General features: G+C 74.7%; 18 protein-coding genes. 6 read left to right on the top strand and 12 right to left on the bottom strand.

The window, feature by feature from the left end:
• Positions 1 to 40 precede the first annotated feature (40 nt).
• The gene (locus tag CLV70_RS02515) at positions 41 to 1,003 is read right to left on the bottom strand and encodes a SemiSWEET transporter (protein WP_245907966.1); all 963 of its coding nucleotides are present in this window, start codon (positions 1,001 to 1,003) and stop codon (positions 41 to 43) included.
• A 147-nt stretch (positions 1,004 to 1,150) separates the two neighbouring features.
• On the opposite strand from CLV70_RS02515, the gene fliQ reads away from it, so the two are divergent.
• Entirely contained in the window at positions 1,151 to 1,420 is a 270-nt protein-coding gene (gene fliQ, locus CLV70_RS02510) for a flagellar biosynthesis protein FliQ (protein ID WP_106124652.1), read from the top strand.
• Between the two features lie 51 nt (positions 1,421 to 1,471).
• Here the strand turns inward: fliQ and CLV70_RS02505 are convergent, their stop codons facing one another.
• From CLV70_RS02505 to CLV70_RS02490, 4 genes are read right to left on the bottom strand one after another with little or no spacing between them, the layout of a single operon-like run.
• Positions 1,472 to 2,749, bottom strand: coding sequence for a hypothetical protein (locus CLV70_RS02505; RefSeq protein WP_106124651.1), 1,278 nt, complete (start codon positions 2,747 to 2,749; stop codon positions 1,472 to 1,474).
• Between the two features lie 49 nt (positions 2,750 to 2,798).
• On the bottom strand, positions 2,799 to 3,344 hold the full coding sequence (locus CLV70_RS02500) for a GerMN domain-containing protein (protein ID WP_106125010.1): 546 nt from the start codon (positions 3,342 to 3,344) through the stop codon (positions 2,799 to 2,801).
• A 5-nt stretch (positions 3,345 to 3,349) separates the two neighbouring features.
• A complete protein-coding gene (locus tag CLV70_RS02495) occupies positions 3,350 to 4,705 on the bottom strand; it encodes a sensor histidine kinase (protein WP_106124650.1) in 1,356 nt (451 codons plus the stop codon).
• Positions 4,702 to 5,379: a response regulator transcription factor gene (locus CLV70_RS02490; RefSeq protein ID WP_106124649.1), complete on the bottom strand. Its 678-nt coding sequence runs from the start codon at positions 5,377 to 5,379 to the stop codon at positions 4,702 to 4,704. Before CLV70_RS02490 ends, CLV70_RS02495 begins: the two co-directional genes overlap by 4 nt.
• 122 nt (positions 5,380 to 5,501) lie before the next feature.
• On the opposite strand from CLV70_RS02490, the gene CLV70_RS02485 reads away from it, so the two are divergent.
• Genes CLV70_RS02485 through CLV70_RS02475 form a run of 3 tightly spaced genes read left to right on the top strand, consistent with a single transcriptional unit; the run spans position 5,502 to position 6,462 of the window.
• A complete protein-coding gene (locus CLV70_RS02485; RefSeq protein ID WP_158277682.1) occupies positions 5,502 to 5,807 on the top strand; it encodes an STAS domain-containing protein in 306 nt (101 codons plus the stop codon).
• Entirely contained in the window at positions 5,804 to 6,169 is a 366-nt protein-coding gene (locus CLV70_RS02480) for an STAS domain-containing protein (protein ID WP_106124647.1), read from the top strand. The genes CLV70_RS02485 and CLV70_RS02480 overlap by 4 nt, the downstream gene beginning before the upstream one ends.
• A gap of 5 nt (positions 6,170 to 6,174) precedes the next feature.
• Entirely contained in the window at positions 6,175 to 6,462 is a 288-nt protein-coding gene (locus CLV70_RS02475; protein WP_158277681.1) for a BON domain-containing protein, read from the top strand.
• On the opposite strand, the gene CLV70_RS02470 is transcribed toward CLV70_RS02475, so the two are convergent.
• Positions 6,449 to 7,210 carry an alpha/beta fold hydrolase gene (locus tag CLV70_RS02470; RefSeq protein WP_106124645.1) on the bottom strand — a complete coding sequence of 254 codons (762 nt, stop codon included), beginning with the start codon at positions 7,208 to 7,210 and terminating at the stop codon, positions 6,449 to 6,451. The genes CLV70_RS02475 and CLV70_RS02470 overlap by 14 nt on opposite strands.
• 106 nt (positions 7,211 to 7,316) lie before the next feature.
• On the opposite strand from CLV70_RS02470, the gene CLV70_RS02465 reads away from it, so the two are divergent.
• Together CLV70_RS02465 and CLV70_RS02460 are read left to right on the top strand one after the other, a co-directional pair.
• Entirely contained in the window at positions 7,317 to 8,369 is a 1,053-nt protein-coding gene (locus CLV70_RS02465; RefSeq protein ID WP_146163929.1) for a diguanylate cyclase domain-containing protein, read from the top strand.
• Between the two features lie 31 nt (positions 8,370 to 8,400).
• The gene (locus CLV70_RS02460) at positions 8,401 to 9,540 is read left to right on the top strand and encodes a hypothetical protein (protein WP_106124643.1); all 1,140 of its coding nucleotides are present in this window, start codon (positions 8,401 to 8,403) and stop codon (positions 9,538 to 9,540) included.
• Positions 9,541 to 9,645: 105 nt separating this feature from the next.
• Here CLV70_RS02460 and CLV70_RS02455 read toward each other — a convergent pair whose 3' ends face one another.
• From CLV70_RS02455 to CLV70_RS02430, 6 genes are read right to left on the bottom strand one after another with little or no spacing between them, the layout of a single operon-like run.
• Complete coding sequence (locus tag CLV70_RS02455) at positions 9,646 to 11,142, bottom strand: sulfatase family protein (RefSeq protein ID WP_106124642.1); 1,497 nt, start codon at positions 11,140 to 11,142, stop codon at positions 9,646 to 9,648.
• Positions 11,143 to 11,182: 40 nt separating this feature from the next.
• A complete protein-coding gene (locus tag CLV70_RS39555) occupies positions 11,183 to 11,893 on the bottom strand; it encodes a beta/alpha barrel domain-containing protein (protein ID WP_158277680.1) in 711 nt (236 codons plus the stop codon).
• On the bottom strand, positions 11,883 to 12,530 hold the full coding sequence (locus CLV70_RS02445) for a hypothetical protein (protein ID WP_106124641.1): 648 nt from the start codon (positions 12,528 to 12,530) through the stop codon (positions 11,883 to 11,885). Before CLV70_RS02445 ends, CLV70_RS39555 begins: the two co-directional genes overlap by 11 nt.
• 7 nt (positions 12,531 to 12,537) lie before the next feature.
• Positions 12,538 to 13,239: a WXG100 family type VII secretion target gene (locus tag CLV70_RS02440; RefSeq protein WP_106124640.1), complete on the bottom strand. Its 702-nt coding sequence runs from the start codon at positions 13,237 to 13,239 to the stop codon at positions 12,538 to 12,540.
• The gene (locus CLV70_RS02435) at positions 13,236 to 13,565 is read right to left on the bottom strand and encodes a hypothetical protein (RefSeq protein WP_211303605.1); all 330 of its coding nucleotides are present in this window, start codon (positions 13,563 to 13,565) and stop codon (positions 13,236 to 13,238) included. Before CLV70_RS02435 ends, CLV70_RS02440 begins: the two co-directional genes overlap by 4 nt.
• Positions 13,562 to 14,002, bottom strand: a complete 441-nt coding sequence (locus CLV70_RS02430) for a YbaB/EbfC family nucleoid-associated protein (RefSeq protein ID WP_211303604.1) — start codon at positions 14,000 to 14,002, stop codon at positions 13,562 to 13,564. The genes CLV70_RS02435 and CLV70_RS02430 overlap by 4 nt, the downstream gene beginning before the upstream one ends.
• Positions 14,003 to 14,041 lie beyond the last annotated feature (39 nt).

Genomic DNA, 14,041 nt, shown 5'->3' with positions numbered 1-14,041 from the left:
TGACGGAAGTGTTGCGCGGAGTGCCATCCGGCCTGCCCGATCAGACCGGAACGCCCCGGGAGGCCCGGACGGTGCGGGGGCCGGCGGCCGGTCCGGTGACCGGACGGGCGGAACGGGCGGCGGCGGAGGCCGGCCGGACGATGCGGGCGGACGAGGGGCGCGCGACCGGCCGCGGGACGACGGTGGCCGCCTCACCCGCCGCGCCGGCCGGGCGGACCACCCGGGCGGTGCCGCGCGCCGGCCGGATGATCAGCGTCGCCGCCCGGACCGTAACCGCGGCGACCGTACGGGTGGCCCGCGCGGGCCGCAGGAACCAGCAGACGATCAGGGCGCTGGCCAGGCCGACCACCGCCGACAACCAGACCGCCGGCTGGGCGGTGACGAGCCCGTACGCCATCCAGCACGCGCAGGAACCCGCGGCCAGCCGCCAGCGCAGCGGCGAGAGGCCAGCGAGGTCCTGACCCCGGTCGCGGAGCAGCGCCAGCGGCTGGGGGATCGACGACAGGATGGCCGCGACCGCGAGGACCGTGCCGAGGAACGTCGCCACGTGCGCGCCGGTCGCCTCGGTCAGCACGGCGACGGCGGCGCTGCCCCCGGCGGCGGCCACCACGCCGGCCGCACCGGCCGCGGTGATCAGCAGCCGGCGCGCGCTCCGCAGCTCGCCCCGCTTCACCAGGATGGTGACCAGCACCGCCAGCCCGGCCGAGCCGGTCACGGCGTTCGTCACCACCTGCACGATCTCGCCGGTCAGGAGCCCGTACGTGATCCAGCCGACCGGCATCGCGGCGCCCATCCAGCAGGCGGTCGCCGACAGGCCGCCGGTGCGGCCCTGAGCGCACGAGCGCCAGACCTGGGGCCAGGGGAGAGTCATGGACAGGGCAGCGCCGAACCAGCCGAGCAGAGCAGAGGAGTGCATGATCCATTTCCGGTCGTCACGATCGAGGAGGGCCGGGATGTTCACGGCCACCTGCTCCATCGGCGCGACGCGCGGCGCGGCTGACAAGATCCATCGGTGAGAGGCGACACGGCCGGAAACCACCGTTTCGCAACCAGGGCCCGACTTGAGGGTTTTGCGGGCCTGCACCGAACGGCAACCGTCGTCTTCCTGTTGTGCACTCCGGGGTGGGGGTGGGGGCCCGAAGGGGATGGCATGACGGACACGCAGATCGTGGAGCTGGGCCTGCAGGCGATGACCATTGCGGCGAAGATGTGTGCGCCGGTGTTGCTGACGGCGTTGCTGATCGGTTTTGCGATCTCGTTGTTCCAGTCGGTGACGCAGATTCAGGAGGCGACGCTGTCGTTCGTGCCGAAGGCGATCGCGGTGGGTGCGGCGATTCTGTTCAGTGGGAACTGGATGTTGCACGAGATGGTGACGTACACGACGCAGTTGTTCGAGAAGATTCCGTCGCTGCTGAGCTGAACTTGCGCAAGAAGAAAGGGCCGCCCTGGAGGGCGGCCCTTTTCCGTGTTCTCAGGCGGCGGCGCCGGCCGCCCGGACCAGGGCGACCGTCTGGTCGACCGTCGCGGCCCGGTCCGCCGAGAACGCGTCGTTGATCACGACCAGCGGGTTCGCGGGGTACACCAGCGCGGAGATGTGCAGGTGGCCGCCCGGCAGGCCGGTCCTGCCCAGCTCGAGCCGCAGCCGGTTGGAGCGGTACATGCTCTCGTTCGACAGATAGTCGCCGCCCCCGCCGGACTGTGCCTGGCTGCCGGGGGAGGGGCCGTCGGTGCGGCACTGCACCGGGCCGGTCGGCCGGGTGCCCGCCGCCCATTCGCACAGGCGCGGGTTGAGCGCGGTCGGCCACGGGCCGGTGCCGGCGTCGATCATCGCGCCGTACGGAAGCGTGGTCTCGATGAACTCCGGGGTGGGCGACGGCTGCGGCCAGCCCGGCGCCGGCGGGATCAGCTCCGCCTCGCCCTCGTTGTTGTTGTCCGGGGAGCCGCCGCGCCAGGCGCCCGCCCACTGCTCGATGTTCATCACGCCACGGTTGCCCTGGCTGATCGTCATGATCAGGTCCGCCGGCTCGCGCGCCCCGGCGGTCAGGTGCGGGCCGAACGCGTCCTCGACGATGCCGGCGTCGAAGCCGCTCCAGGTCACGGGCAACATCACGGCCTGCACGCGTACGCTCTGCGCGCCGTCGCCGTAGGTCAGCCCGTCGAGCTGCAACGCGGACGCGCCGGACGGGTTGGACCGCCGGATCTCCCCGTTCAGCTGGTACGGGTCGAAGCCGCTCACCAGCACCCGCTTCACCCCGGGCCCGAAGGTCGTCGAGGAGACGCCGCGGGAGGCGTACTCGTAGGTCCGCAGCAGCGCGGCGCGGCCGGCGTCGTCGAGCGGGAACCGGGGCTGCCACTGGCGGAGGTCGCGGGTGCCCATCAGCCGGGTCCAGTAGAGCGGGCGGTCGTCGTACCGGTCGATCGTGCCCATGGTGATCCGGCCCTGGGCGCGGGCGACCGCCGTCTCCCACAGCCGCGCGCCGTGGCGTCGCAGGACGCGTTCCGCCGCGGCGGAAGTGCGCACCCGGCACAGCTCCGCGCGCAGCCGGTCCGGATACGCGCCGAAGCCGCCGGCCTCGACCAGCTCGTACGGCACCCGCGTGCCGCCGGGCAGCGCGGGCGTCTCGATCCGCCCCTCCTCGTACGTGACGGGCGCGGCGCGGTCGTAGCAGTCCGCCGGCGCGGTGGCCGAGGCCGCCTGCGGGACGCCGAGGAACGTGGCGCAGACGGCGATCACGGTGAACAGGCGCAAGGGGATACCCGCCTTCGTCGGATGACATCGACGGACGCCACTATATCGGTCAATCCAGGAGACCGTTGTAGTCCGCGATGGTCAGCGGGCCGTCGGCCAGGGAACCGTCCGCGCGGGGCACGCCCAGCGGCTCGCCGGCGGACTCGAAGGACACCGTGCCCACCTCGGTCTGGCTGGTCAGCGTGCACACGATCTGGCCGAAGGCGAGCACCTCGTCGCTGCGGACCAGCTCGTCCGGACGGTCGCCGATGGTGATCGTGGCGCGGCGGCCGGACAGCCGCAGGCCGGTCACCGTCATCGTGGTCACGGCGCTGGTCAGGCCGTCCCGGCGTTCCTCCGCGGTCGGGCCGGCGAGCAGCGCGTCGAGCTGCTGGCGCGGGCCGAGCGGCGCCGGCACCCGCCGGGGCACCCGCACCAGGCGGCCGTCGCGGACCATGAACAGCCGCAGCACGGCCGAACCGGCGCCCACCGGGGCCGGTTCCCCGGAGGTGCCCAGGCGCCCCGGCGTCTCGATGTCGCGGGGTTCGTCGTCCAGGGTGATGCCGCAGCCGGCCGGGCCGAGCGCGAGCCCGAGCGCCAGGAGCAGGAGGATCAACCGCCTCACGGGGCGCACCCCGGCAGCTCGACCAGGAACCTGGCCCCGCCGCCCGGACGGTCCAGCACGGTGGCGGTGCCGCCGTGCGCCGCCGCGTGCTGGGCCACCAGCGCCAGGCCCAGGCCGGCGCCGGCCGAGTCGGCGCGCGCCCCGGCGGAGCGGCCGCGCACGAACCGGCCGAAGATCACCTGCTTGTCGTCCGGGCTGACCCCGGGTCCCTCGTCGTCCACCTCGATCCGGCCCACGCCGTCCACCAGCGCCAGCCGCACCGCCACCGCACCGCCGCCGTACGCCTGCGCGTTGTCGAGCAGATTGCCGAGCAGCTGGCTCACCCGGCGCCGGTCCACCAGCCACGGCCCGGCCCCGTCGCCGCCGACGATGCCCTCGGGCACCTGCCGGTCGCGGCACACCTGGCGGGCCAGCGCGGGCACGTCCACCGCCGCGCGGGCCGCCGGGCGGTCGCCGCGGGACAGCTCCAGCAGGTCGTCGACGAGCTTCTGGAACCGGGCGATCTCGTCGGTGACCAGGCCCGCCGCGGTCGCCGTCCGGTCGTCGAGCCGGTCCCGCCGGCGCTCCAGCACGCTCGCGGCGGCGGCCAGGGTCTGCAGCGGGGAGCGCAGCTCGTGGCTCACGTCCGCGGCGAACCGGCGGTCGCGTTCCACCCGCGCGGACAGCTCGTCGACCATGTGGTTGAACGAGGTCGTCAGGCGCGCGAGATCCGGCTCCGCGGCCGGGTCGAGGCGGTACTTCGACGCCCCGCCGGCGATCTCCTGCGCCGCGTCGGCGACCCGGGTCAGCGGGCGCAGCACGTAGCGGCTCGCGTACCAGCCGAGCAGGGCGCCCAGGGCCGCGGTGCTCACCGCGACGGCGGTCAGTACGCCGGTGAGCACCCCGAGGGTGTGCTCCAGCTCCTGCATCGAGTCGACCTCGTAGAGGACGTCGCCGTCCGGCAGCGGCACCGCCACGACCAGGGTGGCCCGCCCGTCGGCGAGCACCCGCTGCACCGCCGGCACGCCCTCGGCCGCCCGCCGCTGCAGCGCCGCCGGGATGGCGTCGGTGACCCCGGTGTCGGCCTGCCGCGAATACCACTCGCCGTCGCGCTGCAGCACCGCGCGCCTGTTCTCGCCGGTGTCCAGCGCGCGTAGCAGACCGATGACCGTGTCCGGCTGCACGGCGGAACCGAGCCCGGAGCGGACCACCTCGGCGTCGTAGTACGCCGCGCGCACGGCGGTGCGCTCCCGCTCGTCCAGCAGCGACCGCCGGACCACCTGGAAGGAGACCAGGGCCATCGTCGCCGACAGGGCGAGGGCGCCGGCGGCGAAACCGGCGATGACGCGTACGCGAAGCCCGGCCCTTCTCATCTTTGCAGCTTGTAGCCCAGGCCGCGGACGGTGACCAGGTGCCGCGGCGCGCCCGAGTCGGCCTCGATCTTCTGCCGCAGGCGCCCCACGTGCACGTCGACCAGCCGCTCGTCGCCGGTGTCGTAGCCCCACACGCGCTGCAGCAGCTGCTGGCGCGACAGCACCCGGCCGGGATGCTCGGCCAGCTCGCACAGCAGCTGGAACTCCGTGCGCGTCACCGGCACCGGCCGCCCGTGCAGCCGCACCTCGCCGGCCTCGGGCGAGATCTCCAGGGCGCCGAAGCGCAGCACCGGCACCTCGTCGTCGGCGACGACCCGGGCGCGGCGCCGCAACGCGCGCAGCCGCGCGGTCAGCTCCTTCACGGCGACCGGCTTGACCAGGTAGTCGTCCGCGCCGGCCTCGAGCGCCTCGACGATGTCCTGGGTGTCGTCGCGGGCGCTGATCACCACGATCGGCACGTCGTCGGCGCGGCGCAGCTGGCGGATGCACTCGAAGCCGTCGATGCCGGGCAGCATGAGGTCGACCAGCACGGTGTCGGCGGGGCGGCTGCGCTGCGCGGCGAGGCCCTCCTCGGCGGTCGGGGCCCCGGTCGCCGCGTAACCCTCGTCCTCCAGCGCCAGCAGCAGCGACAGGCGGATCCGGTCGTCGTCCTCGATCACCAGTACGGCTGACATGCCCGCATTCTCCCCGCCGGGCGGGACCGGCGGCGAGCTTCCGGGCGCCCGGCCGCGCAGATGTCACGGAACCGTCATACGGCCGCGGAACGGCTGCCACACCCGTCCGCGAGTCTGGCCGGGTGAGAACGGAGCATCCGGTCCCCGAGGCGACGGTCGTCGTCACCGAGGCGCTGGACGGCCCCGCCGTGGAACGCTGGCGTGACCGGCTGGCCGCCGCGGCCGCCGCCCGCCCGGCGCGCCTCGTGATCGACCTGCGCAGCAGCCCCCGGATCGACGCCGCGGCCATCGTCCTGCTGCTCCAGCTGCACCGGGAGATGATCCGCGCGGACGCGCGGCTCACCCTGCGGGCGCCGGTGGCACGGGTACGCAGAATGCTCGGCCTGGCCCGCGTCGACCACGTCCTCGAGGTGGAGGAGGCCCGATGACAGCCACCCCGGTCGAACTCGACGACCGCCCCGGCGCCACGGTGGTGCACGTCCGTGCCTGCCTCGACGCCGCCGTCGCGCCGGACCTGCGCGAGGCCCTCGCCGCGGCCGTACGGCGGCACCCGCACGTGGTGATCGACCTGGCCGGCGTGCACACCCTCGACGACACCGGCCTCGGTGTGCTGGTCCGCGCGCACCGCACCGCCCGCCGCGACGGGGGCGTGGTGTGCCTGGTGGCGCCGTCCCGGTTCGTGCTCACGGTGCTGCACACCATGCACGTCGACGGCCTGTTCCCGGTCTTCGACGACTGCGCCGAGGCCCTGGACTGGCTGCGGGCCGGCACACCGTACGCGAGGAGCTGACCCCCGTGTCCTTCGACGACGACTGGATCTCCCGCGAGGAGCCGTACGGCCTCGACGGCGAGGAGGACACGTTCTTCCGCCCCGGCCCGGAGGCCACGCTGCTGCGCGAGGCGGCGCTGGGCCTGGCCCGCGACCCGCAGGTCCGGTGCCGCGAGCTGGTGATCGAGGTCCAGAACAACGTCGTCATCATCGAGGGCTACGCGGAGTCGCCGGCCGCGAAGGAGGCGGCGGGCCGCCGGGTCTGGTCCACCCCCGGCGTGCGCGACGTCTGCAACCGCCTCATCGTGCGCTGACCGCCCCCAGGAAGTCGAGCAGCAACCCGTTGACCACGTCCGGCCGTTCGAGGCTCGGCAGGTGGCCCGCCCAGTCGAGCTCCACGTGCCGCGCCCGCGGCAGGAAGCCGGCGAGGTGGGCCGCGATCTCCCGGAAGTCGGCGAAGTCGTGGGCGCCCGACACGAGCAGGCTCCGGGCGGTGATCCGGGTCAGGTCGGCGTCGACCTCCAGCGCCGGGGGCTCGTCGGCGGCGGCGAGCTGCACGTCGAAGGCGTGACGCTGCATCAGGCGCAGCTTCGCGCGGGCCGCGTCGTCGGCGTACGGCCCCAGCCACGTCTTCACGTTGAGCTCGGTCGCACCCGCCACGTCGCCGGCGGCGAGCAGGGCGTCCTCGCGATCGCCGTACGCCCGCAGCTCGGCACCGGGCTCGTGGCCGGCCATCGCCGTGCACAGCAGCGCCAGGGCCGCCACGCGGTCCGGCCAGCGCGCGGCCACCTCCAGCGCGATGCGGCCCCCGCCGGAGGAGCCGACCACCGCCGCCTCCTCGACGGCGAGCAGGTCCAGCAGGTCCAGCACGTCCCGGGGTTCGTCGTACGGCCGCACGGGCATCGGCGTGTCACCGAACCCGGGCAGGTCGCACCGGACGACGAGGTGGCCGGCGTCGGCGAGCACGGGCACCTGCGGATCCCACATCCGCCGGTCGCAGGCGGTGGAGTGCAGGAGGAGAACGGCGGCGCCGTCCCCGGTCACGTCGTAGGCGATAGTCATGGCTCGATCCTGCTATGCCGGGAGTCACCGGCGGGGGTCCGGGGTCCACAGCTCGTGCAGGTATGGACTACGGTCAGTTGATCAGGACGCCGGTCGAGGAGGCTGGATGGCAGGTGCCGACGCCCAGTTGCAGGCGCTGCGGGCCCTGCACGCGGTGACCAAGCGGGTGTACGCCAGCCGGGACCTGACCGCGACCCTCGACGCCGTGGCCTGCGGCGTCGTCGAGGTCGCCGGCTTCGGCCTGGCCGCGGTCAACCTCGCCGAGTCCAATGGCGACTACACCACCGTCGCCGTGGCCGGCCACGACGACCTGCGCCGGGAGCTGCTCGGCAAGACCGGCTCCGCGGAGAACTGGCGGGAGCTGTTCCGGCGCGCCGAGCGGTGGGGCACCCTCTACTTCGTCGACCATCGCACCGGCGTCCCCGAGGATCTGTACGTGTGGACGCCGGACATCGAGGAGACCGACGACCCGGCGATGTGGCACCCGATGGACTGCCTCTTCGCGCCCCTGATGGCGCCGTCGGGGGAGTGGCTCGGGGTGCTCAGCGTGGACCTGCCCGAGGGGTTGCGCAAACCGGGGCCGCAGCAGCAGGAGATCCTGGCGCTGCTGGCCGAGCACGCCGCGATCGCGATCCAGCAGGCCCGCCTGCACTCGGAGCTCGAACGCAGCCGGGCCGAGGCGCAGTACGCGGCCACCCACGACGGACTGACCGGGCTGGCCAACCGCACCCTGCTGAAAAGTCGCGCCGAGGCGGCCGGGCGACAGCCGGGCCGGCAGGTCGCCGTGCTCGTCATCGACCTGGACGGCTTCAAGAAGGTCAACGACGCGGCCGGTCACGAGGCCGGCGACGAGGTCCTCCAGCTCGTCGCCGACCGGCTGCGCGCGCACCTGCCCGGCGCGGAGGTGATCGCGCGGACCGGCGGCGACGAGTTCGTGGCCGTCCTGACCGGAGTGGACCTGGCCGCCACCGTCGCGGGCACCGCCGGCCGGCTGCGGGCCGCGATCGCGGAGCCGATCCAGGGCGGGACCGGCGTGCACCGGGTCGGCGCGAGCGTCGGCTGGGCCCTCGGCGGCCCCGGCGACGATGTCGAGGCCCTGGTGGCCCGCGCCGACCACGCCATGTACCGGCAGAAGCGGCGGGCCGGCGTGGTGGCGTGACCTCCGGCCCGCCCGGCCAGTTGATCAACGTGTGCGCCGACTCTCCGCGATCCTCGCCCTGACCTGCCTGCTCGTCCCGCTCGCACCGGCACCGGCCGGCGCGACCGTACGGGACTCGGCGGCGTCCACGCCCGCCTTCAACTCGACCGTCTGGTCGCTGGCGTTCCGCGGGGACGTGATCTACGCCGGCGGCTCCTTCACCGAGGTGACGTTCCGCGGCCGGACGTACGTCCGCAAGCGGCTGGCCGCGTTCAGCGCCCGTACCGGAGCGGTCCTGGCCTGGAATCCCACGGCGAACGGCACGGTCCGGTCGCTGGCGGTGACCCGCACCGGCCGCCCCGCGGTGTACGCGGTGGGCGACTTCGACGAGATCGGCGGCGTGCGCCGCGACGCGGTGGCCCGGCTCGACGCGGTCACCGGCCGGGTCGCACCCTTCTCGCACCGCGTCTCCGGCACCGCGTCCACCCTGGCCGTCGGCGCCGGCCGGATCTACATCGGCGGCTCGTTCGGCGCCGTCGACGGCGTCACCCGGCGCAACCTCGCCGCGTTCTCGCACCGCACGGGCGCCCTCGACCGCGGCTTCCGGGCGGCCACCGACGGCCGGGTCCGCGCCCTGGCGGCCACCCGCACCCGCCTCTACGCGGGCGGCGACTTCCACCGGGTCGGCGGCACCGCCCAGGCCCGCCTCGCCGCGGTGACCACGGCGGCCGGGGTCCCGGTCCGCGCCTTCCGCCCCAAGGCACCCGCGTTCGTCATGGACATCGCCGTCTCACCCACCGGCATCTCCACGTCCACCGGCGGGCCGGGCGGCCGGGCGGTCGGCTACACCCCGGCGGGCGCCATCCGCTGGACCCACCTCTTCGACGGCGACGTGCACAACCTCGCGGTGCTGCGCGGCATCACGTACGTCGGCGGCCACTTCGACCGCGCCTGCCGCACGACCAGCACGATCGCCCAGCTCGGCTGCCCGGCCGGCTACGCGCCCCGGGTCAAGCTCGCGGCCCTCGACACCCACGGCCGCCTCACCGCCTGGAACCCCCGCGCCAACGGCACCTGGGGCGTCCAGGTCGTGACCGCCGACCCGGCCCGCGCCCGCATCGCGGCGGGCGGCGCCTTCACGGCGGTGGGCGGGCGTACGCGCAGCCGCCTCGCCCTGTTCACGACCCCGTAGCGGCCGCGAGCATGCTGCGGTAGGCGGCCGCGGGCGGGGCGGCCCGGAGCGCCCGGCCGGCCGCGTCCGGCGGCAGGCCGGGCCACCGCTCTCTCGTCCGGGTCCTCAGCCGGTCACCCGGTCGGCGGTCCGGCAGGTGTCGGCGCGGCAGGTCGTCAGGGCCTTCAGGGCCCGGTGCAGCTCCGCCAGCCGCTCCGGCGGCAGCTTCGCGGCGATGTTGCGCAGCTGGTGCGGGTCCACCCGCCGGTTGTAGAACTCCCGCGAGCCGTCGACGTACTCCACGTAGGTGTAGGCCGGGGTCCGCAGCGCCGCGTACGACGGCGGGTTGCCGCTGCCGGGGCGGGGGCGGTCCGGGTCGGTGGGGTCGGCGTCGGGGCCGTGGTGCTCGATGAGGGCGGCGGTGCGCCAGGGCGGCTCCGGGCCGGCGAACAGCGGTGTGAGGCTGCGGCCGTCGGCCTGCGGTGGGGCGGGGATTCCGGCGAGGTCGGCGAACGTGGGCCGCAGGTCGATGTTCTGCACGGGGGCGGCGACGGTCCGGCCCGCGCCGACGTTCGGGCCGGCGATCACGAGCGGCACGCGTACGTCCGTGTCGAAGGCCGTCTGTTTTCCGGGGTTGAGGCGGTACTCGCCGGTGTGGAAGCCGTTGTCCGAGGTGAACACCACGACGGTGTTGCCGGCGACGCCGGTCCTGGCCAGGGTCGCCTGCACGGCCGCGAGCAGCCGGTCCACCGATCGCACCGACTGTGCCCGCTTGCGGAAGGTGTCGTCGATCCGGGCGCGCTCGCCGGCGGTGAGCGGTTCCCGGTCCGCCAGCCACTTCGGCGGGTCGGCGGGCAGCGCGTCGAAGGCCGGCCCGCGGGGCGCGGTCAGGCCGGGGAAGGCGCCGGCATCGCGCGGTGCCGGGGTGTACGGCGAGTGCGGCGCGAACGTCGCCACCTCGAGCAGGAACGGCGTACGGGCGGCGGCCGACTCCTCGATGAACGCCGACGCCCGGGCGCTGAGCACGTCGGTCAGGTAGTCGCCGGGGGCGTGGCCGTAGCGGCGCACGACGTGGTTCTCGTTGAGCGTGTAGCCGAACTGCGCGTACCCGTTTCCCGCCACGTGCCAGTCGCTCCAGCCGGGCGGCACGTACGGCGCCGCGGTCCCCAGCGTGTTCGCCGGCTGATAGCGGTTGAGGTACTTGCCGAGCAGCGCCGTGCGGTAGCCGGCCTGCTGCAGGTCGGTGGCGAACGTCGAGTTCTCGTGGCCACGGCGGTGGAACAGCACGAAGCCGCCGTCGATCCCGTCGTTGGTGAAGATGCCGGTGCTGTGCGGGTACCGGCCGGTGAGCAGCGAGGCGCGCGACGGGCAGCACAGCGAGTTCGTGACCGTGGCGTTGGTGAACGTGGTGCCGCGGCGCTGCAGGGCGAGCACGTGCGGCATGAACCGGACCAGGTTCAGCGACAGGTCGTCGGTGAGCACCAGCACGATGTTCGGCCGGGCGTCGCCGGCGGGGGCGGAGGCCGACGGCCCGGACGGCCCGGGTGCGCGTGCGGGCGTGCAACCGGCGAGCAGGACAGCGGCGCAGAGGGCCCCGGCGAGGCGGCGGGTGAGTGCGGTCATCGTTGATCGCAACGACGGCACGCCGCCGGGGGTGGCGGGCTCAGCCGAGCTGTTCCACGGCCCGCAGCACCTCGAGCGCCCGCTCGTACGGGTGGAACCGCGCGTCCCCGCGCCGCGCCTGCCCGGCCAGCGTCAGGGCGATCCCGCGCAGGCCCGGCAGCGCCGCGAGGATCTCGCCGGCGTTCTCCGGGGTGAAGTCCAGCCCGGCCACCAGCGGGCGTTCGCGCGCCAGCCGGTCGAGGTCGGCGATCTGGAACTCGTCGTCGAACTCGGGCGCCTTGTCGCGCAGGAAGGCCCACGACTGCCTGTACTCGGGCAGCACGTCGGCGTGGAACAGGACGGCGTTGAGGTCAGGGGTGTCGTCGTACTCGCCGAAGATCCAGCCCGGGTCGTCGTCGTGCGCGATCTCGATGCCGCCGTACACGATGCCGACGCCGGCCCCGCTGAGCGCCTCCCGCACGTCGGCCGGGGGGATCGTGCCCACCAGCGGCTGCACCATGCCGGCCCGTACGGCGGTCACGGTCCGCAGCACCCGCTCCGGGTCCCGCCCGAGCTCCATGGCGACCACGAGCGTCGCGCGCGCCAGGGCGGCCCCGATCTCGGCGGCCTGCTCGACGGTGACCGTACGGTCGTCGGCGAACCGGGGGTCGGCACCGAGCGAGACCCCGACCAGGTCCGCGCCGAGCTCCTCGACCTCGGCCGCCTCCCGCGCCGAGCGCACCCGGTCAACCTTGATCAGCTTATTCGTCATAGCGAATGACATTCCCGCCCAGATCGTCGGCGCCCCGGAAGTCCCCGGGGATGACCCAGGTCTTGCCGGACGTGTTCGTGGAGATCTTCCAGTATGCCGAGCCCTCCGGGGTGTGCCGGCCGCCGCCCGGGTGCACCTGGATGTTCGTGATCTCGGGGTGGTTCCGGACGCGCACCTGCACGGCGTTGCCGGACGTGCCCCGCCGGGTGCTCTGCTCGACGGCGACGTCGTAGCCCGCGGCCCGGAACTGGGCGGCGATGTCCTCGGCCGACCGGCCCGCCACCGAGCGGGGATCGGCGGCGATGTTGTCGACGAAGGCCCGCGGCGAGCCGGGCTCCGGACCGGTCGCGGCCAGCTCGGGCGACTCCGTGCCCGGCGTCCGGTCGTCCCCGTGCCCCGGCGTCCCGCCGTCACCGGGCCGCGCCGGCCCGCCGTCGGCGCCGGGCGCACGCCCCTGGTTCGCCTCGCCGCTGATGGTCTCGTGGGCGGCCGACACGTTGCCGCTGCCGCCTCGCGGATGACCCGGCCGTCCCGGGGTGCCGTCGCCGCCGTCACCCCCGTTGCCGCCGCCGTCGCCGCCGTCACCCCCGTTGCCGCCGCCGCCGCTTCCGCCGCCGTGCGGCCTCGCCCCCGCCATCCGCCGGTCAGCCGTTCAACAGGCGGGTCAGGTTGGTGATGCTGGTGATCAGCGCCGTGGTGTACGTCAGGATGCGGCCGGCCCACTTCACCACCGCCGCGACGATCTGCTCGGCGATGATCGGGATGGTCACCACGAAGATGGCCTCGGCCGCCCAGACGATCACGCGGGCGACCAGGTCGGCGATGAGGTCGCGGACGATGTCGCGGGTGAACTGGACGATGTTGCCGGCGGCCTCGGTGGCGGCGGCCATCGCGGCGGCGACCGCGCCCAGCCCGCCGATCGCCTCTACGTTGTGGCCCATCATCGACACGTACGCGTTCGCCGCCCGCCCCTGCCAGTCGGGCAGGTCGCCGTTGAGGTGCCCGCCCAGGGCGGCGGCCATGTCGCTGAGCTCGGCGGCCATGTTGCGCCACGTGGCGGCGTGCGAGGCCACCACGTCGGGCATGCCGGCGAGCTCGTCGAGCACCGAGCGCAGCGGCTCGAAGTACTCCATCGCCCAGCCGAGCCCGTTGGCGAGCAGCGCGCTGAGCGGGTCCATCGCGGTGGCGACCACCTCGACCCCGAACGCGGCGCCGGCGAGCAGGTCGTCGACCCAGCCCTCGCTCTCGATCGCGCCGACCAGGCCCTGGAAGCTGTCGGCCAGCCCCGCCCCGGTCCACGGCTCCCGGGTGGAGACGACGCCGGCGACCAGCGAACCGTCGCTCATCGTCCGAGCCCCTCGCCGGCCCGGCGGACCGCCTGGGCCGCGCCCGCGTCGGTCTCCTCGTACGCGTCGGCGACCGAGGCCAGCTCGTCCGCGGCGATCGACAGGTTCTCCGCCACGTACGCGACCAGCTCGTCCTGCCGCTGGTGGCGCCCCTGCAGCACGGCCGGCAGCCAGCTGCAGAGCAGCCCGTACGCGCCGTCGCCGCCGGAGATGTGCGCGCTGGCCGCCCGTACGGCGTCGAACCGGGCCCGGACCGCCTCCAGGTTGCCGATGTGCCGGCGGATCTGCGCCGCGTCGACCAGGAACTCCTCGGCCACCGCGCTCACCACCCGTCCCGGTCGCGGGTCCCGGCCTCGCCGGCGCCCGCGGTCCGCAGCCGGTCGGCGACCTGCGCGGCCATCGCCCGGGCGGCGGGCGACTCGGTGCCGAGCGTCTCCGTGATGATCTCCTGCGCCCGGTCCGCGGTCTTGCGCCGCGCCTCGCGCATCGTCGCCATGATGGTGCGGGCCACGGTCTCGGGCTCGACCTGCTGGATGCGGCGGCCGAGCCGGATGTCGACCAGGGCGCCCTGCGCGTCGACCGTCACCTCGACCATCCGGTTGTCGTCGGCCGCGGTGACCCGCAGCTCCCCGAGGCGCTCGCTCATCGCCCGGGTGTCGGCGGCGAGCTGGTCGATCCGGCCCTTCCAGGCCGCCAGCCGGTCCAGCGCCTGTCCCGGCTCGAGCAGCGGCTCCGTGGCCCCCGCGCCCATCGGCTCGCTCATCTCGCCCCCGCGATGACTGGACGTTTTTCAGCGTGGCGA

The organism is Pseudosporangium ferrugineum (assembly GCF_003002065.1).
Classification (GTDB): Bacteria; Actinomycetota; Actinomycetes; order Mycobacteriales; family Micromonosporaceae; genus Actinoplanes; species Actinoplanes ferrugineus_A.
The sequence above is the reverse complement of the archived record's forward strand: the minus strand, read 5'-3'. Positions and strand labels throughout refer to the sequence as shown.

Coding starts and splice junctions, on each gene's coding strand:
- fliQ (WP_106124652.1), top strand. CDS start 1,151: ATGACGGACACGCAGATCGTGGAGCTGGGCCTGCAGGCGATGACCATT.
- CLV70_RS02495 (WP_106124650.1), bottom strand. CDS start 4,705: ATGAGAAGGGCCGGGCTTCGCGTACGCGTCATCGCCGGTTTCGCCGCC.
- CLV70_RS02490 (WP_106124649.1), bottom strand. CDS start 5,379: ATGTCAGCCGTACTGGTGATCGAGGACGACGACCGGATCCGCCTGTCG.
- CLV70_RS02480 (WP_106124647.1), top strand. CDS start 5,804: ATGACAGCCACCCCGGTCGAACTCGACGACCGCCCCGGCGCCACGGTG.
- CLV70_RS02470 (WP_106124645.1), bottom strand. CDS start 7,210: ATGACTATCGCCTACGACGTGACCGGGGACGGCGCCGCCGTTCTCCTC.
- CLV70_RS02465 (WP_146163929.1), top strand. CDS start 7,317: ATGGCAGGTGCCGACGCCCAGTTGCAGGCGCTGCGGGCCCTGCACGCG.
- CLV70_RS02455 (WP_106124642.1), bottom strand. CDS start 11,142: ATGACCGCACTCACCCGCCGCCTCGCCGGGGCCCTCTGCGCCGCTGTC.
- CLV70_RS39555 (WP_158277680.1), bottom strand. CDS start 11,893: ATGACGAATAAGCTGATCAAGGTTGACCGGGTGCGCTCGGCGCGGGAG.
- CLV70_RS02445 (WP_106124641.1), bottom strand. CDS start 12,530: ATGGCGGGGGCGAGGCCGCACGGCGGCGGAAGCGGCGGCGGCGGCAAC.
- CLV70_RS02440 (WP_106124640.1), bottom strand. CDS start 13,239: ATGAGCGACGGTTCGCTGGTCGCCGGCGTCGTCTCCACCCGGGAGCCG.
- CLV70_RS02430 (WP_211303604.1), bottom strand. CDS start 14,002: ATGAGCGAGCCGATGGGCGCGGGGGCCACGGAGCCGCTGCTCGAGCCG.